The 24,508-nt window shown below is 64.1% G+C and carries 32 protein-coding genes and 2 pseudogenes; 23 read left to right on the top strand and 11 right to left on the bottom strand.

The window, feature by feature from the left end; translation table 11 throughout:
* The 7 genes and pseudogenes from AOT83_RS27390 to AOT83_RS14435 all read left to right on the top strand — a co-directional run.
* Positions 1-157 (top strand): annotated as a pseudogene (locus tag AOT83_RS27390) (ammonium transporter); the annotation flags it as partial.
* Between the two features lie 5 nt (positions 158-162).
* Complete coding sequence (locus tag AOT83_RS14410; protein ID WP_005056967.1) at positions 163-501, top strand: P-II family nitrogen regulator; 339 nt, start codon at positions 163-165, stop codon at positions 499-501.
* 19 nt (positions 502-520) lie between these two features.
* A complete protein-coding gene (locus AOT83_RS14415) occupies positions 521-2,899 on the top strand; it encodes a [protein-PII] uridylyltransferase (protein ID WP_030094047.1) in 2,379 nt (792 codons plus the stop codon).
* A gap of 76 nt (positions 2,900-2,975) precedes the next feature.
* Positions 2,976-3,449, top strand: a complete 474-nt coding sequence (locus AOT83_RS14420; RefSeq protein ID WP_057966446.1) for a limonene-1,2-epoxide hydrolase family protein — start codon at positions 2,976-2,978, stop codon at positions 3,447-3,449.
* A gap of 75 nt (positions 3,450-3,524) precedes the next feature.
* A complete protein-coding gene (ffh, locus tag AOT83_RS14425; protein WP_030094045.1) occupies positions 3,525-5,087 on the top strand; it encodes a signal recognition particle protein in 1,563 nt (520 codons plus the stop codon).
* A gap of 4 nt (positions 5,088-5,091) precedes the next feature.
* Entirely contained in the window at positions 5,092-6,159 is a 1,068-nt protein-coding gene (locus tag AOT83_RS14430; RefSeq protein WP_057966447.1) for an amidohydrolase family protein, read from the top strand.
* Positions 6,160-6,168: 9 nt separating this feature from the next.
* Positions 6,169-6,423, top strand: a complete 255-nt coding sequence (locus AOT83_RS14435; RefSeq protein WP_057966448.1) for a hypothetical protein — start codon at positions 6,169-6,171, stop codon at positions 6,421-6,423.
* Here the strand turns inward: AOT83_RS14435 and AOT83_RS14440 are convergent.
* Positions 6,420-7,295 (bottom strand): D-alanyl-D-alanine carboxypeptidase family protein, encoded by an 876-nt coding sequence (locus tag AOT83_RS14440; RefSeq protein ID WP_109365276.1) that lies wholly within the window; start codon positions 7,293-7,295, stop codon positions 6,420-6,422. The two genes, AOT83_RS14435 and AOT83_RS14440, sit on opposite strands and share 4 nt — an antisense overlap.
* A gap of 64 nt (positions 7,296-7,359) precedes the next feature.
* Between AOT83_RS14440 and AOT83_RS14445 the strand changes: the two genes are divergently transcribed.
* Complete coding sequence (locus AOT83_RS14445; RefSeq protein ID WP_057966460.1) at positions 7,360-8,379, top strand: LLM class flavin-dependent oxidoreductase; 1,020 nt, start codon at positions 7,360-7,362, stop codon at positions 8,377-8,379.
* Here AOT83_RS14445 and AOT83_RS14450 read toward each other — a convergent pair.
* The gene (locus tag AOT83_RS14450) at positions 8,376-8,783 is read right to left on the bottom strand and encodes a PaaI family thioesterase (RefSeq protein ID WP_030094040.1); all 408 of its coding nucleotides are present in this window, start codon (positions 8,781-8,783) and stop codon (positions 8,376-8,378) included. The two genes, AOT83_RS14445 and AOT83_RS14450, sit on opposite strands and share 4 nt — an antisense overlap.
* A gap of 11 nt (positions 8,784-8,794) precedes the next feature.
* Between AOT83_RS14450 and AOT83_RS14455 the strand changes: the two genes are divergently transcribed.
* The 5 genes from AOT83_RS14455 to trmD all read left to right on the top strand — a co-directional run bounded on the left by AOT83_RS14455 (position 8,795) and on the right by trmD (position 11,399).
* A complete protein-coding gene (locus AOT83_RS14455) occupies positions 8,795-9,232 on the top strand; it encodes a nuclear transport factor 2 family protein (protein WP_030094039.1) in 438 nt (145 codons plus the stop codon).
* Positions 9,233-9,402: 170 nt separating this feature from the next.
* Complete coding sequence (gene rpsP, locus AOT83_RS14460) at positions 9,403-9,882, top strand: 30S ribosomal protein S16 (protein ID WP_030094038.1); 480 nt, start codon at positions 9,403-9,405, stop codon at positions 9,880-9,882.
* 8 nt (positions 9,883-9,890) lie between these two features.
* On the top strand, positions 9,891-10,133 hold the full coding sequence (locus tag AOT83_RS14465; RefSeq protein WP_005081564.1) for an RNA-binding protein: 243 nt from the start codon (positions 9,891-9,893) through the stop codon (positions 10,131-10,133).
* Between the two features lie 5 nt (positions 10,134-10,138).
* Positions 10,139-10,669 carry a ribosome maturation factor RimM gene (rimM, locus tag AOT83_RS14470; RefSeq protein WP_057966449.1) on the top strand — a complete coding sequence of 177 codons (531 nt, stop codon included), beginning with the start codon at positions 10,139-10,141 and terminating at the stop codon, positions 10,667-10,669.
* A gap of 10 nt (positions 10,670-10,679) precedes the next feature.
* Positions 10,680-11,399 carry a tRNA (guanosine(37)-N1)-methyltransferase TrmD gene (trmD, locus tag AOT83_RS14475; protein ID WP_030094036.1) on the top strand — a complete coding sequence of 240 codons (720 nt, stop codon included), beginning with the start codon at positions 10,680-10,682 and terminating at the stop codon, positions 11,397-11,399.
* Here the strand turns inward: trmD and AOT83_RS14480 are convergent.
* Positions 11,346-12,251 carry a hypothetical protein gene (locus AOT83_RS14480; protein ID WP_030094035.1) on the bottom strand — a complete coding sequence of 302 codons (906 nt, stop codon included), beginning with the start codon at positions 12,249-12,251 and terminating at the stop codon, positions 11,346-11,348. The genes trmD and AOT83_RS14480 overlap by 54 nt on opposite strands.
* Before the next feature lie 281 nt (positions 12,252-12,532).
* Between AOT83_RS14480 and rplS the strand changes: the two genes are divergently transcribed.
* From rplS to AOT83_RS14500, 4 genes are read left to right on the top strand one after another with little or no spacing between them, the layout of a single operon-like run.
* A complete protein-coding gene (gene rplS / locus AOT83_RS14485) occupies positions 12,533-12,874 on the top strand; it encodes a 50S ribosomal protein L19 (RefSeq protein WP_030094034.1) in 342 nt (113 codons plus the stop codon).
* A 16-nt stretch (positions 12,875-12,890) separates the two neighbouring features.
* A complete protein-coding gene (lepB, locus tag AOT83_RS14490) occupies positions 12,891-13,769 on the top strand; it encodes a signal peptidase I (RefSeq protein ID WP_057966450.1) in 879 nt (292 codons plus the stop codon).
* A gap of 10 nt (positions 13,770-13,779) precedes the next feature.
* The gene (locus tag AOT83_RS14495) at positions 13,780-14,451 is read left to right on the top strand and encodes a ribonuclease HII (RefSeq protein ID WP_057966451.1); all 672 of its coding nucleotides are present in this window, start codon (positions 13,780-13,782) and stop codon (positions 14,449-14,451) included.
* Between the two features lie 10 nt (positions 14,452-14,461).
* Complete coding sequence (locus AOT83_RS14500) at positions 14,462-14,767, top strand: DUF2469 domain-containing protein (protein WP_005056986.1); 306 nt, start codon at positions 14,462-14,464, stop codon at positions 14,765-14,767.
* Positions 14,768-14,805: 38 nt separating this feature from the next.
* On the opposite strand, the gene AOT83_RS14505 is transcribed toward AOT83_RS14500, so the two are convergent.
* From AOT83_RS14505 to AOT83_RS14520, 4 genes are read right to left on the bottom strand one after another with little or no spacing between them, the layout of a single operon-like run.
* Positions 14,806-15,228: a hypothetical protein gene (locus tag AOT83_RS14505; RefSeq protein ID WP_057966452.1), complete on the bottom strand. Its 423-nt coding sequence runs from the start codon at positions 15,226-15,228 to the stop codon at positions 14,806-14,808.
* Positions 15,229-15,241: 13 nt separating this feature from the next.
* On the bottom strand, positions 15,242-15,529 hold the full coding sequence (locus AOT83_RS14510; protein WP_030094030.1) for a hypothetical protein: 288 nt from the start codon (positions 15,527-15,529) through the stop codon (positions 15,242-15,244).
* A 41-nt stretch (positions 15,530-15,570) separates the two neighbouring features.
* Complete coding sequence (locus AOT83_RS14515) at positions 15,571-15,876, bottom strand: GlsB/YeaQ/YmgE family stress response membrane protein (protein ID WP_057966453.1); 306 nt, start codon at positions 15,874-15,876, stop codon at positions 15,571-15,573.
* A gap of 53 nt (positions 15,877-15,929) precedes the next feature.
* A complete protein-coding gene (locus AOT83_RS14520) occupies positions 15,930-16,172 on the bottom strand; it encodes a CsbD family protein (protein WP_030094028.1) in 243 nt (80 codons plus the stop codon).
* A 231-nt stretch (positions 16,173-16,403) separates the two neighbouring features.
* Between AOT83_RS14520 and AOT83_RS14525 the strand changes: the two genes are divergently transcribed.
* The 5 genes from AOT83_RS14525 to dprA all read left to right on the top strand — a co-directional run bounded on the left by AOT83_RS14525 (position 16,404) and on the right by dprA (position 20,695).
* Positions 16,404-17,114, top strand: coding sequence for a TetR/AcrR family transcriptional regulator C-terminal domain-containing protein (locus tag AOT83_RS14525; RefSeq protein WP_044104081.1), 711 nt, complete (start codon positions 16,404-16,406; stop codon positions 17,112-17,114).
* A gap of 130 nt (positions 17,115-17,244) precedes the next feature.
* Positions 17,245-17,502: a hypothetical protein gene (locus AOT83_RS14530; RefSeq protein WP_232784587.1), complete on the top strand. Its 258-nt coding sequence runs from the start codon at positions 17,245-17,247 to the stop codon at positions 17,500-17,502.
* A 200-nt stretch (positions 17,503-17,702) separates the two neighbouring features.
* The gene (locus tag AOT83_RS14535) at positions 17,703-18,062 is read left to right on the top strand and encodes a YraN family protein (RefSeq protein ID WP_030094025.1); all 360 of its coding nucleotides are present in this window, start codon (positions 17,703-17,705) and stop codon (positions 18,060-18,062) included.
* Positions 18,063-19,562: a YifB family Mg chelatase-like AAA ATPase gene (locus AOT83_RS14540; protein WP_057966454.1), complete on the top strand. Its 1,500-nt coding sequence runs from the start codon at positions 18,063-18,065 to the stop codon at positions 19,560-19,562.
* On the top strand, positions 19,559-20,695 hold the full coding sequence (gene dprA / locus AOT83_RS14545) for a DNA-processing protein DprA (RefSeq protein ID WP_057966455.1): 1,137 nt from the start codon (positions 19,559-19,561) through the stop codon (positions 20,693-20,695). Before AOT83_RS14540 ends, dprA begins: the two co-directional genes overlap by 4 nt.
* An 8-nt stretch (positions 20,696-20,703) precedes the next feature.
* On the opposite strand, the gene AOT83_RS14550 is transcribed toward dprA, so the two are convergent.
* Genes AOT83_RS14550 through AOT83_RS14565 form a run of 4 tightly spaced genes read right to left on the bottom strand, consistent with a single transcriptional unit; the run spans position 20,704 to position 23,803 of the window.
* Positions 20,704-21,525 (bottom strand): hypothetical protein, encoded by an 822-nt coding sequence (locus AOT83_RS14550; protein WP_057966456.1) that lies wholly within the window; start codon positions 21,523-21,525, stop codon positions 20,704-20,706.
* Complete coding sequence (locus AOT83_RS14555; RefSeq protein WP_057966457.1) at positions 21,522-22,469, bottom strand: amidohydrolase family protein; 948 nt, start codon at positions 22,467-22,469, stop codon at positions 21,522-21,524. Before AOT83_RS14555 ends, AOT83_RS14550 begins: the two co-directional genes overlap by 4 nt.
* A complete protein-coding gene (locus AOT83_RS14560) occupies positions 22,466-22,891 on the bottom strand; it encodes a RidA family protein (protein WP_057966458.1) in 426 nt (141 codons plus the stop codon). Before AOT83_RS14560 ends, AOT83_RS14555 begins: the two co-directional genes overlap by 4 nt.
* Before the next feature lie 3 nt (positions 22,892-22,894).
* A complete protein-coding gene (locus AOT83_RS14565) occupies positions 22,895-23,803 on the bottom strand; it encodes an SAM-dependent methyltransferase (protein ID WP_057966459.1) in 909 nt (302 codons plus the stop codon).
* A gap of 568 nt (positions 23,804-24,371) precedes the next feature.
* On the opposite strand from AOT83_RS14565, the pseudogene AOT83_RS26885 reads away from it, so the two are divergent.
* Positions 24,372-24,508: pseudogene (locus AOT83_RS26885) on the top strand (carbonic anhydrase); the annotation flags it as partial.

Genomic DNA, 24,508 nt, shown 5'->3' on the forward strand with positions numbered 1-24,508 from the left:
TGCATTCATCGTGAAGTACACCATTGGCCTGCGCATCAGCGACGAGGGAGAAGCGGCCGGAGCCGACGAATCCCAACACGCTGAAGGCGCATACGACTTTGTCGCACTGGGAAGTGGTTCGGTCATCGGCCGCCACAGCAGCGGCAGGGAGGAATGAGGGACATGAAGCTGGTCACCGCGATCGTCAAACCGTTCACGCTGGAAGATGTCAAGACTGGCCTGGAGCAGGCGGGCATCCTCGGCATGACGGTCAGCGAGGTGCAGGGCTACGGCCGGCAGAAGGGCCACACCGAGGTATACCGCGGCGCTGAGTACTCGGTGGACTTCGTGCCGAAGGTTCGTGTCGAGGTAGTGGTGGACGACAGCGCTGTCGACAAGGTGGTGGAGGTCATCGTGACCGCCGCACGCACCGGCAAGATCGGCGACGGCAAGGTCTGGGTGAGCCCCGTTGACTCGGTGGTGCGGGTACGCACCGGCGAGCGGGGCGCCGATGCCCTCTAACACTTAGGACGGTAATCACATGGGCGCCGCAACGGACCTCGTGGCCGCCAGGGCGCAGCTGCTCGGTGATAGCGGCCGGCTGAATGCCGGCGCGATTCGCGAGGCGATGACCGACCTCAATGAGCTTTGGCTGACAACCAAGGCCGCTGAGGTTGGCATCACCGACTCCAGTGGATTTGCCATCGTGGCACTCGGTGGGCTTGGTCGCCGCGAGATGCTGCCGCACTCGGATTTGGATCTGGTGCTGCTGCACGACGAGAACATCTCGACGGAGACTCTCAGTGAGGTCGCAGACGGCCTGTGGTACCCGTTGTGGGACGCCAATATTCGGCTCGACCACAGTGTCCGCACGGTGGCCGACACCCTGCATGTCGCCGGGCAGGAGATGTCGGCGGCATTGGCGCTGCTCGATGCCAGGCATATCGCCGGGGACGCGCAGTTGTCCAGCCTGATGATCGGGGGCGTACGCCAACAATGGCGTTCGCAGATCCGGACCCGACTCGACGAGTTGATCGAGTACACGCAGGCACGATGGCGGCGCAGCGGCGAGATCGCACACCGGGCCGAACCCGATCTGAAGTCCGGCCGCGGCGGTCTGCGCGATGTTCAGCTACTTCGGGCGCTGGCCATCGCCCAGCTCACCGATAGCGGGCTGGCGAAGTCGTTCGATGGCGCGCACGCAGTAATCCTGGATGTGCGCACTGAACTGCACCGAGTCGCCGGACGGGAGCGTGATCAACTGCTGGCTCAGTTCGCTGACGAGATCGGTGCGGCGCTGCGTATCGGCGATCGGTTTGATCTGGCCAGAATGCTGTCCGACGCCGCCCGCACCATCAGCTATTCGGTGGATGTAGGGCTGCGGACGGCCGGTAATTCGATTCCCCGGCGGGGCATTTCGGTACTGCGGCGCACGGTCCGGCGTCCGATCGACGAGGGTGTGGTGGAGCATGCCGGGGAGGTGGTGCTTGCCCGTGATGCTCGTCCCGAGCGCGACCCGTCGCTGATCCTGCGGGTGGCGGCGGCATCGGCGACCACGGGACTGCCGATCTCCTCGTCCACGTTGAGTCGGCTTGCCGAATCGGCACCGGAGCTTCGTGCGCCGTGGCCACGGGAGGCGCTCAAGGATCTGCTGGTGCTGCTGGAGGCCGGTCAGCCTGCGGTCGCCACCATCGAGGCGCTGGACCGAACCGGGTTGTGGGGCAGGCTCTTCCCTGAATGGGGGCCGGTGCGGGATCTGCCGCCACGCGACATCGTGCACATCTGGACCGTCGACAGGCACCTTGTCGAAACAGTCGCGCGGGCGAGCGCCTTCACCACCCGGGTGTCTCGCCCCGATCTGCTGGTTCTCGGTGCGCTGGTGCACGACATCGGCAAGGGCCGCGGTGGTGATCACAGCGTTGTCGGGGCGGATCTGGCCGTGCAGATCGGCACCCGGCTGGGGCTGTGGCCGTCCGATGTGGACTTGCTGTCCAAGATCGTGCGTTATCACCTGCTGCTGCCCAACACTGCCACCCGGCGTGATCTCGGTGACCCGGAAACCATTGACACCGTGGTCAATACACTCGGCGGCGATCTGCTGCTGCTGGAGTTGTTGCAGCAGCTTGCCGAGGCGGACTCGCTGGCCACCGGTCCGGGGGTGTGGGGTGACTGGAAGGCGTCGCTGATCGGGGAGTTGGTGCGCAAATGCCGGATGGTGATGCGTGGTGAATCGCTGCCCGAACCCGATCCCATTGATCCGGAACTGCTTTCGCTGGCGGCCGATGGTGGGGTTCAGGTACGCCTGGTGCCTGCGGGGTCGCCGCACATGTACACCGTGAGCATGATCGCGCCCGATCAACGCGGACTGCTCTACAAGGCCGCCGGGGTGCTGTCGCTGAATTCGTTGCGGGTGTTCTCGGCCTCGGTGGCCAGCCACGCCGGCTCGGCCATTAACACCTTCGAGGTGTCGCCGCGGTTCGGATCACCTCCGGCGGCGGGGCTGCTGCGCCAGCAGCTGATCTCCGCTATCGACGGCGATACCGACATCATCGCGACGCTCGATGAGCGCGAACGCGAGTCAGCGCAGTTCTCCACCGGCCTTGTCGGGGATGCGACACCCGCGGTTCCCACCAATTACGTGCCGGCGCCGCCGCGCATCCGCTGGTTCGAGCCCGCCGGGAACCTCGACCAGCAGATCGTGGAGATCCGCACCTCCGATGCGCCCGGGCTGCTGGCGCGCATCACCGCGACGCTGGAACGACACGGCGTGGACATCGCATGGGCCAGGGTCAACACCCTCGGTTCTTCGGTGGTCGACACCTTCTGTCTCAGCACCGGTCCCGAGCAGGCAGTGCTGGAGGCGGCCATCGCCTCGGTGCTGCCTGTGGCCGCACCTGAGCCGAAGAAGGCCGCCAGCTAGCCCAGGCAAGCGATCTGGCAGTGGTTGGCAGCGCCGCGGGTAGTGATGGCAGCAGGTCACAGGCGATTGTCGGGGCATGGCATTGCTTGAGGATCGGATGAGCGGCGGGCACCCGTCGAACGTGCACCCCCGTGTGGAGCTTGTGAAAGATGCCTTCGCCACGATGGCGGCCCTGGATCTCAACGGCTATCTGATGTTCTTCTCAGATGACGTCGAGCACGTGCTCGCGCCCCTTCCGAAGATCACGGGCAAGAAGAGTCTCAGGCCTGCCTTGGCGCGGGGCTTCCGGGCGTGTGTTTCCGGACTCACCGTGTCGCCGCTGAGTGTCGTGCAGCAGGGCGACTCGGTGATCAGTGACCGCGTCGACATCGCCAAGTTAGGGCCCTTGTGGGTGCGGTTCCGGATCAAAGCCACCATGAAGTTTGTCGACGACAAAGTCGTCTTCTGGCGCGACAGCATCGACTACCTCAGCCTCATCGGGTGGAGCCTGCGTGGCGTTGTCGGCATCCTCATTCCGTCGCTGCGCCCGCAACCTCCAGCCACCGGGTAGGCCGGGAAGGCCGGCGTATCCAGATTGCCTGCCACGACGGATGCACAAAAGGGGCCGCCAGCTAGGCTGGTCGACGTGTTTGAATCGCTGTCTGACCGGTTGACCGATGCCCTTGCTGGCCTACGGGGCAAGGGACGTCTGTCCGACGCCGATATCGACGCGACCTGCCGGACCATCCGGCTGGCGCTGCTGGAAGCCGATGTCGCGCTGCCCGTCGTGCGCACCTTCATCGGTCGCATCAAAGATCGCGCCAAGGGGGCCGAGGTCTCCGGGGCGCTGAACCCCGCCCAGCAGGTCGTCAAGATCGTCAACGAAGAGCTCATCGGCATCCTGGGTGGGGAGACCCGCCAGCTGGCGTTCGCCAAGACCCCGCCGACGGTCATCATGCTTGCCGGTCTGCAGGGTGCCGGTAAGACGACCCTCGCCGGCAAGCTCGCTAAATGGCTTAAGGGACAAGGACATACCCCGCTTTTGGTGGCCTGCGACCTGCAGCGCCCCGGTGCCGTGAACCAGCTGCAGGTGGTCGGTGAGCGTGCCGGAGTTTCCGTCTACGCCCCGCATCCGGGTACCGCGGACGGCGGGCTGGAGGTGGGCTCCCTCGTCGGCGACCCCGTCGCGGTGGCGCGTGACGGTCTGGCTCATGCCAAGGCTCAGCACTTCGATGTGGTGCTCGTCGACACCGCCGGTCGTCTCGGTATCGATGCCGACCTGATGGGCCAGGCCGCCCGGATCCGCGATGCCGTCGATCCCGATGAGGTGCTGTTCGTCCTCGACGCCATGATCGGTCAGGACGCGGTGAGCACCGCCGAGGCCTTCCGTGCCGGTGTCGGGTTCACCGGTGTCGTCTTGACCAAGCTCGACGGTGACGCCCGTGGTGGTGCCGCGCTCTCGGTGCGCGAGATCACAGGCACCCCGATCCTGTTCGCGTCCACCGGCGAGAAGCTTGAGGACTTCGACGTCTTCCACCCGGACCGGATGGCTAGCCGCATCCTGGGCATGGGTGACCTGCTGTCCCTCATCGAGCAGGCCGAGCAGCATTTCGACGCCGAACAATCGCTGGCTGCCGCGGAGAAGATCACCTCCGGAGAACTCACGCTCGAGGATTTCCTGGAGCAGATGCTCGCGATCCGCAAGATGGGGCCCATCGGCAACCTGTTGGGCATGCTGCCGGGTGCCGGCCAGATGAAGGACGCGCTGGCCGCCGTCGATGACAAGCAACTCGACCGGGTGCAGGCCATCATTCGCGGTATGACCCCTGCCGAACGAAGCGACCCGAAGATCATCAACGCGTCCCGGCGGCTGCGGATCGCCAACGGTTCGGGCGTGACGGTCTCGGAGGTCAACCAGCTGGTGGACCGTTTCTTCGAGGCACGCAAGATGATGTCGTCGATGGCGGGCCGTATGGGTATGGGCGCCATCAACCGCAAGAGCAATCGCAAGGGCGGTAAGAACACCAAGAAGGGCAAGAAGGGCTCGCGGGGCCCGACGCAGCCAAAGATCCGGGGCGGATTCCCCGGTATGCCGCCGGGTATGCCGGCCGGATTCCCAGACCTTTCCGGGATGCCTGAGGGGCTCGGCGAGCTGCCTCCCGGTCTGGCCGATATCGACATCTCGAAGCTGAAGTTCCCCAAGAACTGAGCCGATGCTCGCACACCTGCGGGGACGAACTCTTCCCTCGGAAGAGCCCATCGATCTGTGGGTGCACGACGGCGTCATAAGCCGGGAACCGATCTCAGGTGCCGACACCGTCTTCGACGGCGGCTGGCTGCTGCCCGGTCTTGTCGATGCGCATTGCCATGTTGGCGTCGGGCCACATGGTCCGACCTCGCTGGAAGAAGCGGTCGCGCAGGCCGAGGCCGAGCGTGACGTGGGTGCACTGCTGTTGCGTGATGCCGGATCTCCGGTGGACACTCGCGGCTTCGATGAGCGAGAGGACCTGCCGCGGATCATCCGCGCGGGCAGGCATCTGGCCAAACCCAAGCGGTACATACCTGGCCTGCCCATCGATATCGAGGATGAATCGCAACTTCCGGAAGTCGTTGCGCTCCAAGCGCGTTGGGGTGATGGCTGGGTGAAGTTGGTAGGGGATTGGATCGATCGTTCCGTGGGTGACCTGGCCCCGCTGTGGTCGGACGACATCCTCAAAGAGGCCATCGATACCGCGCATGCCAACGGTGCCCGCGTCACCGCACACGTTTTCGGCGAGGACGCGCTGCCGGGCCTGATACGCGCGGGGATCGACTGCATCGAACACGGCACCGGACTCACCGATGACACCATCGCCCTGATGGTCGAGCACGGCACCGCGCTCGTCCCGACTGTCATCAACATCGAGAATTTCCCCGGAATCGCCGATTCCGCAAGCAAATACCCGGTGTACGCCCAGCACATGCGCGACCTGTACGCCGGTCTGCATACGACGTTCGGGAACGCGTACGACGCCGGAATTCCGATCTACGCGGGCACCGACGCCGGCGGCGGGATCGCACACGGGCGCATCTCCGATGAGGTGGCCGCACTCACGCGCATCGGCATGGATCCCACCGATGCGCTGGGTGCGGCGTCATGGCGAGCCCGGGACTGGCTGGGACGGCCGGGACTTGAGCATGGTGCGCCCGCCGATGTGGTCGGATACCGCGAGGACCCGCGCGTGGGGCCGCAGGTGCTCTCGCGGCCGGACCTCATCGTGCTGCGCGGGCAGATTCGTTAGAGTTCGGCCATGCGTTTTGCTGTGGCGGTGATGATGAGCCTAGGGCTGGCGGTTGCGGTCCCGGCAACCGCTCAGGCGGACACCCTCTGCAGGGAATTCAACACAATGGATGACGCCGGAAAGCTGGCGGCGGTTCAGGAGGCGGCTGCGGGCGGCAATGCGGTGGCCCAGATCTCGCCGAAAGACGCTGTCGCGCTGGCGGTTGCCATGTGCCGGGTGCGGGTGGGCGAAACTGTGCTTCAGGTGCTCAATTCCAAGGTCTAGAGGGAGCCGACGGTGACCTGACCGTCGTTGGCAAAACCCCAGTCGAACAGGCTCGCGGCCTGATCCCAGTAGGTTGGGCCGCCCTCGTGCACCAGGCCGTACATCATCACCACGACCAGGCGCTTACCGTCGCGCTCGGCGGCCACCACGTAGGTCTTACGAGCGATGTCGGTGAAGCCCGTCTTACCGCCGATCACTCCCGGATAGCGGTACATCAGCTCGTTCTGGTTGTGCAGCACGCGGCCGGGGAAATCGGCGGCCGGCTGGCGGGTGATCTCCGCGAATACCGGATTGGCCAGTGCCGCACGGAAAATCACGGCCAGATCGTGAGGGGTGGAGCGCATGTCCATGCCCGGCGCGTCCAGTCCGGAGGGTGAAGCGGTGTGCGTCCCGGTTGCCCCGAGTGCCGCTGCCTTCGCGTTCATCTTCTCGACCGCCGCCTCGCGGCCGCCCAGCATGTGAGCCAGGGTGTTGGCGGCGTCGTTACCGGATTCCAGCAGCGCGCCCTCGAGTAGGTCATGGGTTGTGTAGACCTGTCCCGCCTTGATGCCCACACAGTTGCATTCGGCGTGGGAGTCGGCGGCATCGGCCACCACGGTGGCATCCAGTGGCAGCTCGTCGAGTGCGACCAGGGCCAGCAGGACCTTGATGGTGCTCGCGGGTGCATGCGACGCGTAGGGATCGCGGGCGGCGAGGATCTGGCCGGAGTCCAGATCGGCCACCAGCCATGCCTGCGCCGGGCCCTCGGGTGGTGGCGCCGCGGTATCCGCGCGAGCGACACCGGGAACCGTGAGGGCCAAGAGCAGGGCGCTGAGCACTGCGAACGCGCGGTAACGACGGGATAGCGGCAGGGAGGACATCGGCTCCGACACTAGCGCGGAGGGTATCGGGAACATAACCGGACCGCAGTCCGTTTATGGAGTCATGACTAATCATGTGCAGTTTGGATTGGACACGTTCGCCGACGTTCCCGCGGGTATGACCAACCCGGAAGCGATCCGGGCTGTGGTCGAGGAAGGCGTGCGCGCCGATGAGGTTGGTGTCGACATCTTCGCCATCGGGGAGCATCACCGCACCGAGTTCGTGGGGGAGTCCCCGGAGATGATGCTGTCCGCGATCGCGGCGCGTACCGAGCGGGTCACCCTCGCGACCGCCGTGACGGTGCTCAGTACCGACGATCCGGTGCGGGTGTATCAGCGGTTCGCGACCCTCGACGGAATCTCTCATGGCCGTGCCGAGGTCGTGCTTGGCCGGGGGTCGTTCACGGATTCCTTCCCGTTGTTCGGATACGACCTGGCGGAGTACGACGAACTCTTCGAGGAGAAGTTCGATCTCATGGCCAAGCTGCTGCCGGGAGACCCGGTGACCTGGTCGGGGAAGCTGCGCGCCGGGTTGGACAACGTCGAGGTGTATCCCAAGACAGAGAACGGTTTGCGGGCGTGGGTGGGCGTGGGCGGATCGCCGGAATCGGTGGTCCGCAGCGTGCGGTACCGCATACCCATGATCCTGGCGATCATCGGTGGCGACCCCATGCGATTCGAGCCGTACGTCGACCTCTACCGGCGGGCTCAAGATCAGCTCGGTGTCACCGAGCCGATGCCGCTGGGTATTCACAGTCCGGGGCATATCGCGGAATCCGATGAGGAGGCGATCGCACAGTATTGGCCGGGATTCCGGGAATTGCGCACCACGATCGGGCGTGAGCGTGGCTGGCCGGCGCCGCGGTACGAGGAGTACCTGGCCGAGGTGAAGTCGGGATCGCTGTATGTCGGTTCACCCGACACGGTGGCGGCCAAGATGGCCAAAACCATTCGTGGTCTCGGTGCCGACCGGTTCAGCCTGGTGTACCAGGCCGCGCAGCCGGGGCTGGGCATGCAAAACGTCGAGCTGTATGGCACCGAGGTCATTCCCCGGGTGCGGGACCTGCTGGCTGCGGACGAGGCCGGCGCGGCCTAAGCGAAGTTGTAGGTGGCCAACGCCTTGGCCACCACCTGCCCGGTGCCGTCGGACACGGTGACCTCGATATTCGACAGACGCTTACCGCGGCGGACCACCTGGCCCACCGCGGTAAGGTCGGCGGCCTCGGCTGCCGAGACGTAGTTGACCGTCAATGAAGCCGTTGAGCCGCCGAACTTTTCGGGTACGACGTCGTCGGCCCACGCCGCCGCCATGGCCGCGGTATCGGCGAGGGTCGCGATCGCGCCGCCGTGCACGGTGTGGCCCATGGTGGCCAGCTCGGGCCGGAAAGGCATGCTCAGCACGGCGCGATCGGTGCCGATCTCGGCCAACACGATTCCCAGGTGCTGACACAGCGGGGAGTTGGGGACGAATTGCGTGATGATTTCGGTCCGAGTGGGCATGCTCACAAGTTATGACATCCGCCTGGACCATCGACGAAGTTTCCGACCGCCTGCAGATCCAGCAGCTCCTGGTCGATTACGCGACCGCCATCGACACCCGCCAGTTCGACGACCTGGACGAGGTGTTCACCAACGACGCGTATATCGACTATCGCGCGATGGGTGGGGTGGACGGCGAATATCCCGACGTCAAGGCGTGGCTGGCGCAGGTGCTGCCGGCATTCCCGATGTATGCGCACATGCTGGGAAACGTGTCGATCAGTTTCGACGACGAAGAGCGCAGCTCGGCCACCGTGCGCAGCCTGTGTTTCAACCCGATGGTTCCGGGCGGCGACACCGAACAGGTGCTTTTTCTGGGACTTTGGTACGACGACGCGGTAGTGCGGACACGGCACGGCTGGCGCCTGACACGGCGCGTCGAGACGAAGTGCTTCAATCGGCTGGTGTAGTCCGGCCGGGAGGATTTGGGCTGGTAGGCCCCGCTCTGGCACAATGACAAACCGTCCGTTGTGCTGGCCATGGCCAGCTGCGGTCAGACCCACGCGAGGCAAAACCGGATCGTGCATGTCCGCACGGATCGCCGAATTGCCGCGTGATACCTCAAGGAGAAGTTGTAGTCATGGCTGTCAAGATCAAGCTCACCCGCCTCGGGAAGATCCGCAACCCGCAGTACCGCATCCAGATCGCCGATGCGCGCACGCGCCGCGAAGGCCGCGCCATCGAGGTGATCGGCCGGTACCACCCGAAGGAAGAGCCCAGCCTCATCGAGATCGACTCCGAGCGTGCGCAGTACTGGCTGTCCGTCGGCGCGCAGCCGACCGACCCGGTGCTGGCTCTGCTGAAGATCACCGGTGACTGGCAGAAGTTCAAGGGCCTGCCCGGCGCCGAGGGCACCCTGAAGGTCAAGGAGCCCAAGCCCAGCAAGCTGGAGCTGTTCAACGCCGCTCTGGCCGAGGCTGACGGTGCCCCCACCGGTGAGGCCATCCAGCAGAAAAAGAAGAAGGCCCCCAAGAAGGCTGAGCAGGACGAGGCCGCCGAAGCCCCGGCCGCCGAAGCCGCCGAGGCTCCGGCCGAATCTGCTGACGCCGCAAGCGAATAGGACCTCAGATGAGTTCTGTGGTGGTCGACGCCGTCGAGCATCTGGTACGAGGAATCGTCGATAACCCCGACGATGTCCGCGTTGACCTGGTGACGAATCGTCGCGGCCGCACCGTAGAGGTTCACGTCCACCCCGACGATCTCGGAAAGGTGATCGGTCGGGGCGGGCGTACCGCCACCGCGCTGCGCACCCTGGTCGCGGGTGTGGGTGGCCGCGGCATCCGGGTCGACGTGGTGGACACCGACCGGTAGCTCCGATGGAGCTTGTGGTCGGGCGTATCGCCAAGGCGCACGGCGTCACCGGCGAGTTGTCGGTCGAAATCCGTACTGACGATCCAGACGAGCGTTTCGCCGTCGGTTCGGTGCTGACGGGACGGCTGCCCCGGGGCGGCGGTAATCGTGAATTCACCGTCGAATCGGTACGTGAGCACACCGGAAGGCTGCTGATTAGGCTTTCCGGCGTGGCCGACCGTGACGCGGCAGACGCTTTGCGCGGCACCCTTTTCACGGTTGAGGCCGGCGAGCTTCCTGCGCTTCAAGATCCCGACGAGTTCTACGACCATCAGCTCGAAGGGCTTACGGTGCGGACCCTGGAGGGTGCGATCGTCGGAACCGTTTCCGAGGTGCTGCACACCCCGGGGGGCGAGCTGCTTGCGGTGAAACCTCACAATAGGGACCAGCGCGGCGAGATCCTAGTTCCGTTCGTCTCCGCGATCGTCACGTCGATCTCCTTGGCAGACAAGGTGATCGAGATAGATCCCCCCGAAGGTCTGTTGGACCTGTCGTGAGCACTCCGGCATGAAAATAGACGTCGTCACGATCTTCCCGGACTATCTGCAACCGGTGCGGCAGTCTCTGCCGGGCAAGGCAATCGAGGCCGGGCTTGTCGATGTCGCGGTGCACGATCTGCGGCGCTGGACGCACGACGTCCACAAGTCCGTCGACGATTCGCCCTACGGCGGTGGTCCCGGCATGGTGATGAAGCCGACGGTCTGGGGTGATGCCCTGGACGAGATCTGCACGCCGGAAACGCTTCTGGTGGTACCAACGCCCGCCGGATACCCCTTTACGCAAGAGAGTGCCCACCAATGGTCCACCGAAGACCATCTGGTGATCGCGTGTGGGCGCTACGAGGGAATCGATCAGCGAGTCGCCGACGACGCTGCGACCCGGATGCGGGTGCGTGAAGTGTCGATCGGCGATTATGTGCTCAATGGCGGCGAGGTCGCCGCGTTGGTGATCATCGAGGCGGTACTGCGGCTGATTCCCGGGGTGCTGGGCAATGCGCTTTCCGCGCAAGAAGACTCACACTCCGACGGGCTCTTAGAGGGGCCGTCCTACACCAGACCGCCGAGTTGGCGGGGGATCGATGTACCCCCGGTGTTGCTCTCAGGTGATCACGCCAAGATTGCGGCCTGGCGGGCCGAGCAGTCGCGTCAGCGGACGGCGCAGCGTCGCCCGGATCTACTCGGCTTCGATTCGTCCACCGGGGAACATGGTGGAGACGGCCTGAGTTAGCGTGTTGCGCGCCGTCACGTCGTTGGCGGTCTGCAGGGACGACACCACCACGATGAATCGACGGTCGGGACCCACCACGCCGGTCGACAGATGCATCCACGCGGACCCGACACAGCACATCCAGCCCTGCTTCACCGCGACGGGCTCGCCGGGGATGCCGTCCGGGATTCCGAAACGCTGGGGGTAGCCGTCGATGCCGTTGGGCGTCGAACGGGCCAAGTCGTCGACGATGATGTTCGCGCGCTCGGGTGGTAGGCCACCGGTGCCGGAAAGCAGCATGTCGTAGTACTGCACCAGGTCGTTGGCAGTGCTGATGGTGTTCCACCACATCCCGTCGGAGGGCACGGTGGTGGAGGGCAGCCCGTATCGCGCGGCGACCCGGGTGATGATCGAGTTTCCGCCCCCGCGCTGCCAGAAGATCTCGGCTGCGCTGTCATCGGAGGACTGCAGCATCCGGTCGAAAGAGGCGCGATCTGCGGGAGTCAGAGTGACGTCGCCGGTCGATTCCCGCATCAGCAGGTCGTCGGCGATAAACAGCTTGGCCACCGAGGCGATGGCGATGGTGCTGTTGTTGCCATTGGTGACCACGGCACCGGAGGCGCGGTCCTTGATGACCGCGGTGAGTACGGCGCCGGCGCTCTTGGCCTGGGTGGTTGCTGCGATGGTGCGCTCGGGCAGGGTCTCGAAGGATGGGGGGCTTTCCACCTCGAAGACCGGCGCAGGCTCGGCGGGGGCACTGACAACTGCCAGCACCGGGGTAGCCGGGTCGCTGCGCACCGATGCCACACATCCAGAGGTCAGGGCGGTCACTGCAGTGAGCGTTAAGCCCGCAAACAGGTGATGGCCGCGCATAACCTAGACCCCCTCTGCGGTCAGACTCTGAATTGTTACCTATGTGACAGGTGTTCCGGTCACGGTAGCTTACCGGTACTGTCTGGATAGCCGCTGCCCAAGGGGTGCTCGGGTGGGCGATTTCACTGAAAGGGCCCCTGTCTGGCACAATCGGGTAGCTGTCTGCTGCCGCTTGGCCACAAGTCAGACAGAACTACGCAACTACTGATCGGCGCAGGTGCATACCCGGTATGCGATCCGGCCGCGCGATTGAGTCGAGAGACCAAGAGGGAAGTACACCGATGAACACGCTGGACTTTGTCGACCAGGCGTCGCTGCGCCAGGATGTGCCCGACTTCCGCCCCGGTGACACCGTCAACGTGCACGTCAAGGTGATCGAGGGCTCCAAGGAGCGCATCCAGGTCTTCAAGGGTGCCGTGCTGCGTCGCTCCGGTGGTGGCGTGAGTGCCACCTTCACGGTCCGCAAGGAAAGCTACGGCGTCGGCGTCGAGCGCACCTTCCCGGTGCACTCGCCGAACATCGACCACATCGAGATCGTCACCCGGGGTGCGGTCCGTCGCGCGAAGCTGTACTACCTGCGTGAGCTGCGCGGCAAGAAGGCCAAGATCAAGGAGAAGCGCTGACCGAGTCGGCGCTTTCGTGACAGCACCGGTGTCCGGGGAATCAGGGCCGTCTGAAACGTCCGCGCAGACTACTGCCGACGCTCCCGAAACCGAGCCAGCCGCTGAGGCATCATCCGCAGCATCGTCGAAAGACGAAGACAGCGGCTCCGGCATGCTCAAAGAGGTCGGCGTCCTCCTGCTGATCGCCCTGGTCCTGTACTGCATCACACAGAATTTCATCGCCCGGCCGTATCTCATTCCGTCGGAGTCGATGGAGCCGACCTTGCACGGCTGCCGTGGTTGCACCGGGGACCGGATCATGGTCGACAAGGTGGTGTTCCGGTTCACCGATCCGGAGCCCGGCGACGTTGTGGTGTTCAAAGGCCCCCCGGAGTGGAACGGCAACTACCGATCGATCCGGTCGGACAACACCGCCGTCCGATACCTGCAGAACGCTCTGTCGTTCATCGGCGTGGTACCACCGGACGAGAACGATCTGGTGAAACGTGTCATCGCCACCGGCGGGCAGACAGTGCAATGCCGCTGGGATACGGGCCTGACGGTCGACGGCAAGAAGCTCAACGAGCCGTATCTGGATCCGGAAACCATCGGTCCCGGTAGCGACATCGACCCCACCAACGCCTGCTGGAGTTTCCAGTTCGGGCCCGTCAAGGTGCCGGAAGGCAAGTTGTGGATGATGGGGGACAACCGGACGCACAGCGGCGACTCGCGCGCGCACTGCCAGAGTCTCGAACGTGATGCCGGGCCGGCGATGGATGAGCGTCAGCGCGTCTATTGCACGGGCGACCCGAACATCGGCACTGTGCCGGTGGACAACGTCATCGGCAAGGCGCGTTTCATCGCATGGCCGCCCGGACGGTGGGGCGGCGTCGCATCGGTGAACCCTCAGACCTAATTCTCGCGGTATGAGTACCAGCTGGCCGCCGCGGACGGTGATTCGCAAAGCATCCGGATTGCGGACCCTCGAGTTGACCCTGGACAGAGTGGGTTTGGGGCCTGTCGCCGGTGTGGACGAGGCCGGACGTGGAGCCTGTGCGGGACCGTTAGTGATCGCCGCGTGTGTGCTTGGCCCAAACCAACGGAAAAGCCTTGCCGCGCTCAATGACTCCAAGAAGCTCAGCGAGAAGATGCGCGAGACGCTGTTTCCCCTTATCTGCCGGTACGCCGAGGCGTATCACGTGGTGTCGGTGCCAGCCGAAGAAGTGGACCGCATCGGCGTGCACGTGGCCAACATCGAGGGAATGCGGCGCGCGGTGGCCGGTCTGGGTGTCAAGCCGGGATATGTGTTGACGGACGGATTCCGGGTGCCGGGACTGCCCGTGCCCTCCCTGCCGGTCATCGGTGGCGACGCCTCGGCGGCATGTATCGCCGCGGCCAGTGTGCTGGCGAAGGTCAGCCGGGATCGAGTGATGGTGGCCATGGATTCCGATCACCCGGGGTACGGATTCGCGGTGCACAAGGGCTACAGCACGGCCGTCCATACCGAGGCGCTGCAGCGTCTGGGACCGTCAGTTCAGCATCGACAGTCGTTCGTGAACGTGCGCAATGCGGCGCAGGGAAGTTCACAGGGGGGATAATGGAAAGTCTATGAGCGCTGAAGACCTCGAAAAGTATGAAACCGAGATGGAACTCTCGCTGTATCGCGAGTACAAGGACATCGTCGGGCAGTTCAGCTACGTGGTGGAGACCGAGCGTCGGTTTTACCTGGCCAATAGCGTCGAGGTGATTCCACGGAACACCGATTCCGAGGTGTACTTCGAGCTGCGCCTTTCTGACGCGTGGGTGTGGGACCTGTTCAGGCCGGCGCGCTTCGTCAAACACGTGCGCGTGATCACCTTCAAGGACGTCAACATCGAAGAGGTCGACAAGCCAGAACTGCGCCTACCGGAGTAGATCTCCGATAGGCGCAGCTCTGTTTGGCCGTACGTGCTTTACGGGATGCTGACGCAACCCACGTTGTCGACGCATCCGCCGCCGCCACCCGGGCCGCCGTGGCCGCCGCCGACGCCGGGGATGTGGCCTCCGCCGCCCTCGGGTCCGCCGCCTCCGGTCGGACCGCCTGGGATGCTGCCGCTCCCGCCGCCGGGTCCGCCGCCTCCGGTCGGACCGCCGGGGATGGCGCCGGATCCGCCCTCGGGACCACCGCTACCGGTCGGGCCGCCGGGTGCCGGGGTGCCTTCCGGTGCACCGCTGGGCGCGGGAACGGTCGTCGTGGTGGTTGTGGTTGTTGTGGTCGTCGTGCTGGTGCTCGTCGGGCCACTGTCGGTGCTCGTGCCACACCCGGTCAGAGCCGCGCCAATAATGATGGCGAATCCGGCAAAAACCTTGGTGGGCTTGGCTGTTGGCATTCTCATGTGATGCTCCCGGTTAGAGGTGTGGGGCTTCTTTGATCTTGCTGTTCTCGTTGCCCAGCGTCTTGCAGTAGGCCAACGCGGAATTTCGTGCTGCCGTCGACTGCAGACCACTGGGGTCTTGTTGGTTCTCGTCCTTGAGCATCTTGATGACGGCCTCATTTTGCGTGGCCTCATCCTGGGTGAGGTATTCCTTGCAGGTGGTGTCACCACCTTGATTGATCACACTGGAACAGCCCGCCAGCGAGATGGCCGCGGCCATACCGGCGGCCACCGCGAGTTTCTTCGAAATGGACGGAATCACTAGGGCCCCTTCTGTTGTGGACTGCTGGGATCTGTTGCTACTCATCGCCTGCCGCTGACGAGGCGCACGAGGAACAAGAGAATGCAGGCGCCCGCGAGTGCAGTGACGAATGTCAGAATCCAGCCGAAGCCGTAGGTGCCGACGTTGAGCAGACTCAGCAAGAATCCGCCCAGCAGCCCGCCCACGATCCCCACCACGATGTTGAGCAGGAGCCCTTGCTCGGCGTCGGTGCCCATGATCTTGCTGGCCACCCATCCGGCGAGGCCGCCGATCACGATCCATGCGATCCAGCCGATGCCAAAGCCGAGGTGGGCTGCCGCAACATCAGCGGCCAGAGGTGAAATCATTTGTGGTTTCCTGGTTCTCGTGGGAGTGGAGCGGGCTGCTGCGCGGTGTGTTGCTACTTCTCGGCGTCTTCGCGTGCCTGATGCACCGCAGCCTCGGCGCGGGCCTTCTCGGCCTCGGCTTCCTTGGTGGCTACCTCACGCTGGGCTTCGGCCTTGTCCTGCTGTGCCTGACCTTCGCGCTCCAGCGACTCGTCATCGGTCAGCTTGCCGAAGGCTTCCTTGGCCTTGCCCTTGACGTCTTCGACGACGCCCTTGATCCCGGCCTCGAAACCGCTGTCCTTGTTGTCATCGCTCATCTGTCGCTCCTTTTCAGTGCGTGCGCGGTGCAACCGCTCGATGTCGCCTCGTCGTGAGGCGACCAAATCCACCGTAGCAAGGGTTGTGTACCACGTAAACTACTTTGTAAACAAATAGCCGCTGGCCAGCTGTTTAGCTGGCAGAGGTACCGTCGTGGAGGACGGCAAAGCCGCCACGGGAACGCCGTCATAACCCGAACCCCGAAATGCACGGTGGGAGTGACCGACGCAGTGGACGAGACGGACAACCGAACAGGTGCAGGCACCCCGGAGGGGCGCCGCCCACGATCGCTGACCCGTGCGGAAATCCTCGATACCGCGATCGCGCTGGTGGACCGCGACGGGTTGGATCAGCTGACGATGCGGCGGCTCGGTTCCGCCTGCGGCGTCGAAGCGATGGCCCTCTACCGCCACGTCCATGGCCGCCAGGACCTACTCGGCGGCATTGTGGACCATTTGGTTGAAAAGCTGTACGACGATCAACTCGCTGCCCGACGGCAGGAAGACGGTTGGCAGGACTATCTCGTTCGGCTCGCGCATGGGGTGCGGGCGATTGCCATCGATCACCCGCACCTGTTTCCGACGTTGGCGACCCGGCCACCGGAGGCCCCATGGGTTCGGCCGCCGCTGCGGAGCATGAAGTGGATGGAGACTTTCCTGGACACACTGATCTCCTACGGCTTCGACGACCGGGGAGCAGTGACCGCCTATCGCGCGTACACCACCTTCCTGCTGGGTCAGCTGCTCCTGGAGGTTTCCGCACGCGGCGTCTCGCTGAGCCCGGTGGAAGACGAGCTGCCCGAGAAGACGCTGCGGAGCCTTTCGAACTATCCGAACCTGCAGCGGATGCAGCAACAGCTCAGTGAAGACCACAGCGCGACAGAGTTCGAAGAGGCGCTCGAATCGCTACTTGATCGGCTCGAGGGCAACGCTCCGCGCTAGGTCGCGGTCATGGTTTGCTCGGCGCTGCCCCTCTAGACCTGACAGATTCTGGCTGGCTGTGATGGGAATTACTATCCAGCAGGCCATCGTTCGAGTTGCGGATCTCGTGGGCGTGTCCCATTCTCGGCCGATGGGTATTTTGCTGATGAGGGCGATGGCGATGATTGCGCCGGCAATTGCGGTCGCCCTGCCGTTGGGCTCGCCAGCTGTCGCGGTGGCTGCGCCTGGTGTGCACTGTGCGCCATCGAAGGCCAGCAAGGACGTGTGCACCGCGACGGACGATGTCGAAATCAAGTCCGCCCCCAACTCCAAGGACCTGCCGGGGCCCGCAACGGGTGCGATCGGCAAGGTTGCGCCGGTGGTTCATCCGGTCAAGATGTGGAACTAGTGGGCGGACTGCCCTAACGCAGTAGGTGCTCGACCACGCGCCGGATGTAAGTCCTGGTTCGCTGCGTGAGCACCGTCCCGATCGCGGTAGGAGCCGCCTGCGGCCGCGGTCCTGTGGAGGAATGCCGGAATGTGGATAATTCCTCCACCGTGAGGCATCTCAGCTGAGCCTGTGTCGGTACCGGCGCAGATGGTGTGGCCATGACAACCAGCACACGTGCACAGATCGGCAGCCGTGGCGAGGATCTCGCCGCTGACTACCTGAGCAAGGACGGTTTCACGGTCCTCGATCGCAATTGGCGGTGCCGGTACGGAGAGCTGGACATCATCGCGGCCGACGGCGAAGCGTTGGTTTTTGTTGAGGTGAAGACACGTACCGGCCGCGCGTTCGGAACACCTGCGGAGGCGGTGACGCACACTAAGTTACGTAGGCTGCGGCGGCTTGCGGGCATCTGGCTGGCGGCGCAGGACGGTTCGTGGGTGGCCGTGCGTATCGATGTCATCGAAGTGTGGTTGAGCGGCTCGGGACCGGCGATCACCCACATCCGCGGGGTGAGCTAGATGGCCTTAGGGAGAGCGTATTCCGTTGCGGTCAAGGCGGTAACCGGTCAAACGGTCGAAATCGAGGCCGATATCAGTGCTGGGCTCCCCGGTGTGCACCTGGTCGGGCTGCCCGATGCCGCACTGCAGGAGTCTCGTGACCGTGTGCGCGCGGCGATCACTAACTGCGGGTTCACCTGGCCGTCGTCGCGTCTGACCTTGGCGCTGTCACCTGCGACATTGCCGAAGATGGGATCGGTGTATGACCTGGCGCTGGCAACCGCCGTGCTGTCGGCCGGTAACGCGATCCCGCCGACGAGGCTGGAAAAGAGCCTGTTACTAGGGGAGTTGGCGCTCGACGGGCGGGTGCGCCCGATCCGCGGAGTGCTCCCCGCAGTGCTGGCGGCCAAACGCGACGGGTGGCCAACCGTGGTGGTACCCGAGGCGAATCTAGGGGAGGCGGGTTTGGTCGACGGTATCGAGGTGCTGGGTGTCCAGACCTTGCGGCAATTGACGAACTGGCTGTGTGCTGATGGCGAACTGGAGCCGGTGCGGCCGGTGGACGTGCCATGCGAGAGCGATATGCCGGACATGGCGGACGTTGTTGGACATGCCGACGCGCGATTCGCGGTCGAGGTGGCGGCGGCGGGCGCTCACCACCTCATGCTGACCGGTCCGCCGGGCATCGGCAAAACAATGCTGGCGCAACGATTACCGGGGCTGCTGCCACCGCTGACCGATAGCGAGGCACTTGAGGTCACGGCTATCCATTCGGTGGCGGGTCTGTTGACGACGCAGCAGCCGTTGATCACCCAGCCACCGTTTGTGGCGCCACACCACACGTCGAGCGTCGCGGCTCTCGTCGGTGGCGGTTCCGGTATCGCCAAGCCCGGCGCGGTAAGTCGAGCTCACCGTGGCGTGTTGTTTCTCGATGAATGCGCCGAACTCTCGACGCCCGCACTGGAGGCACTGCGTACGCCGTTGGAGGATGGGGAGATTCGGTTGGCACGCCGCGACGGCGTCGTCGTGTACCCGGCCAGATTCCAGTTGGTACTGGCGGCCAATCCGTGCCCGTGCGCGCCGGCGAACCCGCGGGACTGCACGTGTCCGGCTCCGGTACGTCGTCGCTACCTGGGCAAGTTGTCCGGTCCGCTTCTCGATCGGGTGGACCTTCGGGTAAAGATGCACCCGGTCAGCCAAAGCGCGCTCAGCGAGGCTGCGGAGGGCACGGTGCTTGTGCGCGAGCGTGTCGTCTTGGCGCGTGAGCGGGCCGCGCAGCGATGGTCGACCTATGGATTCCGTGTCAATGCTGATGCCCCCGGTCCGCTGTTGCGTAAGGAGTTTCGACCGTCGAGGACGGTTATGGAGCCGCTGCGTAACGCCATGGAACGCGGGCTCATCAGTGTCCGTGCTTTGGACCGATGCCTACGTGTCGCGTGGACTCTCGCCGACCTCGGCGGGCGTGACTTCCCGGGCACCGAGGATGTCAAGCTCGCATTGACGTTTCGCGATAAACGATGAGCGATGTGTCGCCCGATTGGGCCTACCTATCCCGGGTGGCTGAGGCGCCCTGCGCGGAACTCGCGGCCATGGTGTCGGTGTTCGGCGTGCAGGAGACGGCAGAGCGCGTCCGGCGCTTGGCGGTACCGGACAGGGTGCGCACCATCGTGCAGTCCCGCCACGACATCGACAGCAGTCGCCAGGATCTGGAGACCCTGGCCCGCCTTGGTGGACGCTTGGTGACACCCGATGATCCGGAATGGCCAGGGTGGCAGTTCCAGGATTTCGCAACGCTCGATACGAAACGCATGCCCAATGGACTAGCGCCGCTGGCACTCTGGGTACTTGGTGAGCACTCCCTATCAGAGGTCACGTCACGGGCTGCAGCACTCGTCGGTACGCGCGCCTGCACCGGATATGGCGAGCATGTAGCGGCTGAACTCGCATCGGGTTTGGCGGCCCATGAGATGGCGGTGGTATCGGGCGGTGCGTTCGGCATTGATGGTGCTGCGCATCGGGCGGCACTGACCTGCGAGGGCATCACAGTCGCGGTGCTGGCAGGCGGTGTAGACGTGCCGTATCCGTCCGCTCACTCCGGGCTGCTCTACCGAATCGCTCGACATGGATTGGTGGTCAGCGAGTACCCGCCGGGAGTGCGGCCTGCGCGATATCGACTTCTCACCCGAAATCGATTGGTGGCAGCACTTTCCGGCGCCACCGTGGTGGTCGAGGCGGGGGTGCGCAGCGGTGCCGCCAATACCGCGGCATGGGCGCGCGGGCTTGGAAAGCCTGTCGGCGCGGTGCCCGGGCCGATCACATCGGTGGCGTCGGCGGGTACCCATATCGAGATTGCCGAGCGCGGTGCGCGGCTCGTTGTCTGCGCACAAGATGTGATCGAGTTGGCCGGCAGATTGGGCGAATTCGCGGCCGATCCAGAACGCCCCGTCAGCATTTTCGACGGGCTCGGCGAGGACGAGAAGCGGGTCTACGACGCATTGCCCGGACGGGGCAGCGCCTCGATTCAACAGCTGATTGCCGAGTCGGGACTGACCAGCGGCCAGGTGCAGGGCGCACTGGCGATCCTCGAACTTGAGGAATTGGTGGTGGACGCTGACGGTGGCTGGAAGATTAGACGCCGCGGCCGAGCCCGATGACCCTGACACTAAGCGGACATATCGGCGATGGTCTGGCGGAAGGAACGCGGCGCACGTCCGGTGTGTTCGACGACGCCGGGGGACAAGTACTCATCACGATGCTCGGCGATCGCTTGAAAGAGATTGGCGAGAGCATCGACAAACGGGCCGGGAATTCCCATGTGCTGCGCCTCATCACGCCATTCATCGAGGCCTATTGGTACATAGGATAATTCGCGTCCGGTGACATCGCCGACGATTGAGACCGCCTCATCAAAACTGAGTAACTCAGGGCCGGACACTTCAATACTGCGGGTCCCTGAGTCCTGAGCGAGCAGCGCGTGGACGGCAACATCAGAGATGTCTCGGTAGTCGATGAAGGGTTCCTTGCCGTCCCCAACGGGGAGCCGCAGCTCTCCGCCGGTATCGAGCTGCCGCGAGAACAAACCGGCTATGAAGTTCTGACTGAACCAGGACGGCCGGATAAACGTCGAATCGACGGATGACTCGGAGAAGGCGCGCTCCGCCCCGTCAGCCACGCCATCGCCGCTGGCGCCCGGGTTGCGGGCGGTGAGCACCACTGCACGTTCGATCCCCGAAGACGACACCGCTCCAAGGAATCCTGCCCAGTCGAATCGCCGTTCGGGTAGCACGACATAGATGCGATGGGCACCGGTGAGGACGGGTGCCCACGTCCTGTCGTCCTCCCAATCGAATACCCACTCAGATCGTCGCGAGGCCCTCCGCACGTTGTGGCCGTGCGCCTCCAGTGCGTCGGCGACTCCTCGCCCTGTCTGCCCCGAGCTACCCAGCACGACGGTTGGTCCGCCTACGTGGCCGTCGACGTTCATGCGGGGCTGACCGGATGGCGGGCGAAGAGGTCGCGCGCATTGGCGGTGGTGTTGCCTGCGATGTCCATGGAGGAGACGACATCGGCGTTCGCGCCGGCGTAGAACTCGGACTGGAGAGGAAAATCGCTGCCGAACAACAGGCGGTCGGTGGATATCAGCGCGCGCACGGCTTCCAGGTTTCCTGGCGTTGCCGACATCGCCACGTCGAAGTACAGGCGGCCAAAGCTGGCCGGCAGGTCAACCGGCGGTTTGGCGGCCAGCAGTGGATCCACACTGGATCTCAGGCTCAACCGATGCAGGAGTGCCGGGAGCGCGCCCCCTGAATGCGTGAAGATCAGTTTGAGACCACTAAACCGGTCGAGCGTTCCACTGAACAGAAAGCTCGCGATGGCTCTTGCGGTTTCGATGGGGAACTCGAGGATCGAAGCCGGAAGACCGAAACTGGGTACCTGCACAGACCCCACCACCGGGTGTATGAAAACTGGAACCTGTTGTGCCTCAAGGTACTCCCAGAGCGGGTCAAGATCCGATGAACCAAGGTATCGTCCGGCGGTGCTGGTGTATAGGCCCACGCCGTCGAGCTGCATATCCTCGATCGCAGCCTCGGCTGTCACGCGGGCGGTATCGGCGGAGTCGAGGGGAACCATCGCGAACGCCCCGAACTTGCCGATCGATTCGGCGGTCAGGGTCGCCAGCCACGAGTTGACGTCATAGGCCAGCCTGATCGCCTCCTGACCGGTCAGGCCGCTGAATCCCGGAGCGGTGACCGATAAATACGCCTTCTGAATATTGTGGGCATCCATGAACTGCAGGCTCAGTTCGGGGGACCAGGCCGGGAAGTCCTGCCCGGGAATTGCCTCGGTGACACCCTGCTGCGCAAGCGCAGCGGTGTACACCGTCGGCAGGGCGTGATGGTGGACATCGATCAGCGCGGGATTACTCATCGGACGGCTACCGCCTCGATTTCGCAGAGCATGTCGACCGACGCCAACCTTCCGACTTCTGTCATGACCGATGCCGGTGCCGCACCCCACTGTTGAAGGGAGCCGGTGACTTCGTCATAAGCCTCCAGTGCACGGTCCATATCGGTGACGTAGATGTGAATCTTGATCACCTGGCTCGCGGGGTAGTCGGCGGCGTCCAGCAATCCGGTGATATTTGCGAAGGTGTTACGGAGTTGCGCACGCATGTCACCCTTGGGGAGTTCCCCCGAGGACGAGTACCCCGCCTGGCCTGACACATAGAGAGTTGCGTCTACAGCGCTTGTCTCCACGTACTCGGCATACCCCGTTCGTCCTTCGTATTTCCAGAGCGGCCCATGGTGAATGTTGACCATCTGATCCTCCGTGTCGTCGATGGGTGTCACGGCCTATGCGCCGTGGGCGGTGAACAGCAGATTGTCGAACAACCCAAGCTCGTCCTCTCGCGGCACCGAGCGGTTCACTGTGGAAACAGCCTCGCGGACTCGAACGCCCGAAACCTGCCAGTCGTGCGCGGCGAACCATTCGGAGGCTGGGCGGCGGGACTCGTCCAGGTACATCAATCCCGCTACACCCGAGGATGATTCGCCCAGGTCTACGCCGTAGCTTGATCGCTCGAGGTTTCCGGTCGATGTGGTCGCGCTCCGAAACCATGGGATGTCGGTATGGCCGAAATCGTCCACGGCGACGCGGCTGCCCGGAGCCGAGAGCCCAACGATGGTTGCGAAGAGTGCGTCTTGGTCGCGCGGCTTGAGGTAGGGCAGAAGTCCTTCGACCAGCCACGCTGTGGGGCGCTGGGTATCAAATCCGTTGGCCAGCAGTGCGCCCGCCCAGTCCGATCGAAGATCCTGCCCGACCTGGCGATAGTCCGCCATCGACTGAATACCCGCGTGCCGCAGGGTTGTCTCTTTGAAATCCAGAATCGTGGGTTGATCGATCTCAAAGAGCATCGTGTCTGTGGGCCAGGCGAGCCGGTATGGCCGGCTGTCGAGTCCCGCGGCGAGAGTGACTACCTGGCGGATGCCGAGCGAGTCGACACTGTCCATGAGGTAGTCATCGAAGTATTTGGTTCTCGCCACGACATAGGCGGCAAGTCCGGCCCCGCCGGCAGAGACACCGGCGTTCGCCATTGTGCTCCACGATGGCGAATTGACGGCGTCGAAGAGCACTCTGGCGTACGGGTCTATGAACGCCGCGTCTTGCCGCGTGCTTTCAATCGCCCTGATGTGAGCAATACCCAGAGCTGTTTCCCCGACACCCGCGGATACATCCCATGTGTCGTCCTGTGTGCGTGACATTTTCACTCATCTCTCGTCTTCGTCGAGCGGGATGTCCGGTGGCCCCTTTCCATGGTGCAGCGAAGTAGTTCGCCAATGCCATCATCGGCTTTGTCTGACAGCTAGAACGATTTCTTATGAAGTGCCGCAGTCTGAGTTTTTCCTGTGAATATTTGGGACTGCTTATCCGGGCGTGGCGTCGTATTGCCCAGTTACTGAAATAGTCTGCGCAGCTGCGGCTTTCGATTGAGGGGGGTACCCAGAGTGCAAGGAAATACAAGGCGTCCGAGTGTGTTGTGGCAGTGGATGATTGCCAACTGATTGAGGATCGGCGTTGCGGCCCCCGCCGAATCCAGGCATATTGGATTTGGGTGCTTTCAATGACTGCGACGCCCACCGGAGAGGTCTGCCAGGGCTGTCACTGTCGGTTATCGAATCTGCGATCCGACGAATTCGCTTTCAGCAGTCCATATTTCGATGATCCACGGGGTATCTCTTGATGTCTCGATGATCAACGGTTGGTTGATAGAAGTCAACTATGTGTTGAAGATCACAGACATGCGATACCCCGGTAGGGTATGAAGGAAATATGAGATCTGATCCGAAGTCCGCGTGGACGGCGCTCAGAGAGGGCAATGAGCGTTTTGTGGGTGGCTTTCCGCAGCATCCGAGTCAGAGCATCGCGCGTCGTACTGAACTGGCCAATGGCCAGAGCCCTGACGTGCT

It is taken from the genome of Mycobacteroides sp. H001 (genome assembly GCF_001440005.1).
In the GTDB taxonomy this organism is placed as follows: domain Bacteria; phylum Actinomycetota; class Actinomycetes; order Mycobacteriales; family Mycobacteriaceae; genus Mycobacterium; species Mycobacterium gwanakae.

Bases quoted from the DNA above. Each gene is read 5' to 3' on its own strand.
- AOT83_RS14410 (WP_005056967.1), top strand. From the start codon at position 163: ATGAAGCTGGTCACCGCGATCGTCAAACCGTTCACGCTGGAAGATGTC.
- AOT83_RS14415 (WP_030094047.1), top strand. From the start codon at position 521: ATGGGCGCCGCAACGGACCTCGTGGCCGCCAGGGCGCAGCTGCTCGGT.
- AOT83_RS14420 (WP_057966446.1), top strand. From the start codon at position 2,976: ATGGCATTGCTTGAGGATCGGATGAGCGGCGGGCACCCGTCGAACGTG.
- AOT83_RS14430 (WP_057966447.1), top strand. From the start codon at position 5,092: ATGCTCGCACACCTGCGGGGACGAACTCTTCCCTCGGAAGAGCCCATC.
- AOT83_RS14435 (WP_057966448.1), top strand. From the start codon at position 6,169: ATGCGTTTTGCTGTGGCGGTGATGATGAGCCTAGGGCTGGCGGTTGCG.
- AOT83_RS14450 (WP_030094040.1), bottom strand. From the start codon at position 8,783: ATGCCCACTCGGACCGAAATCATCACGCAATTCGTCCCCAACTCCCCG.
- AOT83_RS14455 (WP_030094039.1), top strand. From the start codon at position 8,795: ATGACATCCGCCTGGACCATCGACGAAGTTTCCGACCGCCTGCAGATC.
- rpsP (WP_030094038.1), top strand. From the start codon at position 9,403: ATGGCTGTCAAGATCAAGCTCACCCGCCTCGGGAAGATCCGCAACCCG.
- AOT83_RS14465 (WP_005081564.1), top strand. From the start codon at position 9,891: ATGAGTTCTGTGGTGGTCGACGCCGTCGAGCATCTGGTACGAGGAATC.
- rimM (WP_057966449.1), top strand. From the start codon at position 10,139: ATGGAGCTTGTGGTCGGGCGTATCGCCAAGGCGCACGGCGTCACCGGC.
- trmD (WP_030094036.1), top strand. From the start codon at position 10,680: ATGAAAATAGACGTCGTCACGATCTTCCCGGACTATCTGCAACCGGTG.
- AOT83_RS14480 (WP_030094035.1), bottom strand. From the start codon at position 12,251: ATGCGCGGCCATCACCTGTTTGCGGGCTTAACGCTCACTGCAGTGACC.
- rplS (WP_030094034.1), top strand. From the start codon at position 12,533: ATGAACACGCTGGACTTTGTCGACCAGGCGTCGCTGCGCCAGGATGTG.
- AOT83_RS14495 (WP_057966451.1), top strand. From the start codon at position 13,780: ATGAGTACCAGCTGGCCGCCGCGGACGGTGATTCGCAAAGCATCCGGA.
- AOT83_RS14500 (WP_005056986.1), top strand. From the start codon at position 14,462: ATGAGCGCTGAAGACCTCGAAAAGTATGAAACCGAGATGGAACTCTCG.
- AOT83_RS14505 (WP_057966452.1), bottom strand. From the start codon at position 15,228: ATGAGAATGCCAACAGCCAAGCCCACCAAGGTTTTTGCCGGATTCGCC.
- AOT83_RS14515 (WP_057966453.1), bottom strand. From the start codon at position 15,876: ATGATTTCACCTCTGGCCGCTGATGTTGCGGCAGCCCACCTCGGCTTT.
- AOT83_RS14520 (WP_030094028.1), bottom strand. From the start codon at position 16,172: ATGAGCGATGACAACAAGGACAGCGGTTTCGAGGCCGGGATCAAGGGC.
- AOT83_RS14530 (WP_232784587.1), top strand. From the start codon at position 17,245: ATGGGTATTTTGCTGATGAGGGCGATGGCGATGATTGCGCCGGCAATT.
- AOT83_RS14535 (WP_030094025.1), top strand. From the start codon at position 17,703: ATGACAACCAGCACACGTGCACAGATCGGCAGCCGTGGCGAGGATCTC.
- AOT83_RS14540 (WP_057966454.1), top strand. From the start codon at position 18,063: ATGGCCTTAGGGAGAGCGTATTCCGTTGCGGTCAAGGCGGTAACCGGT.
- dprA (WP_057966455.1), top strand. From the start codon at position 19,559: ATGAGCGATGTGTCGCCCGATTGGGCCTACCTATCCCGGGTGGCTGAG.
- AOT83_RS14550 (WP_057966456.1), bottom strand. From the start codon at position 21,525: ATGAACGTCGACGGCCACGTAGGCGGACCAACCGTCGTGCTGGGTAGC.
- AOT83_RS14555 (WP_057966457.1), bottom strand. From the start codon at position 22,469: ATGAGTAATCCCGCGCTGATCGATGTCCACCATCACGCCCTGCCGACG.
- AOT83_RS14565 (WP_057966459.1), bottom strand. From the start codon at position 23,803: ATGTCACGCACACAGGACGACACATGGGATGTATCCGCGGGTGTCGGG.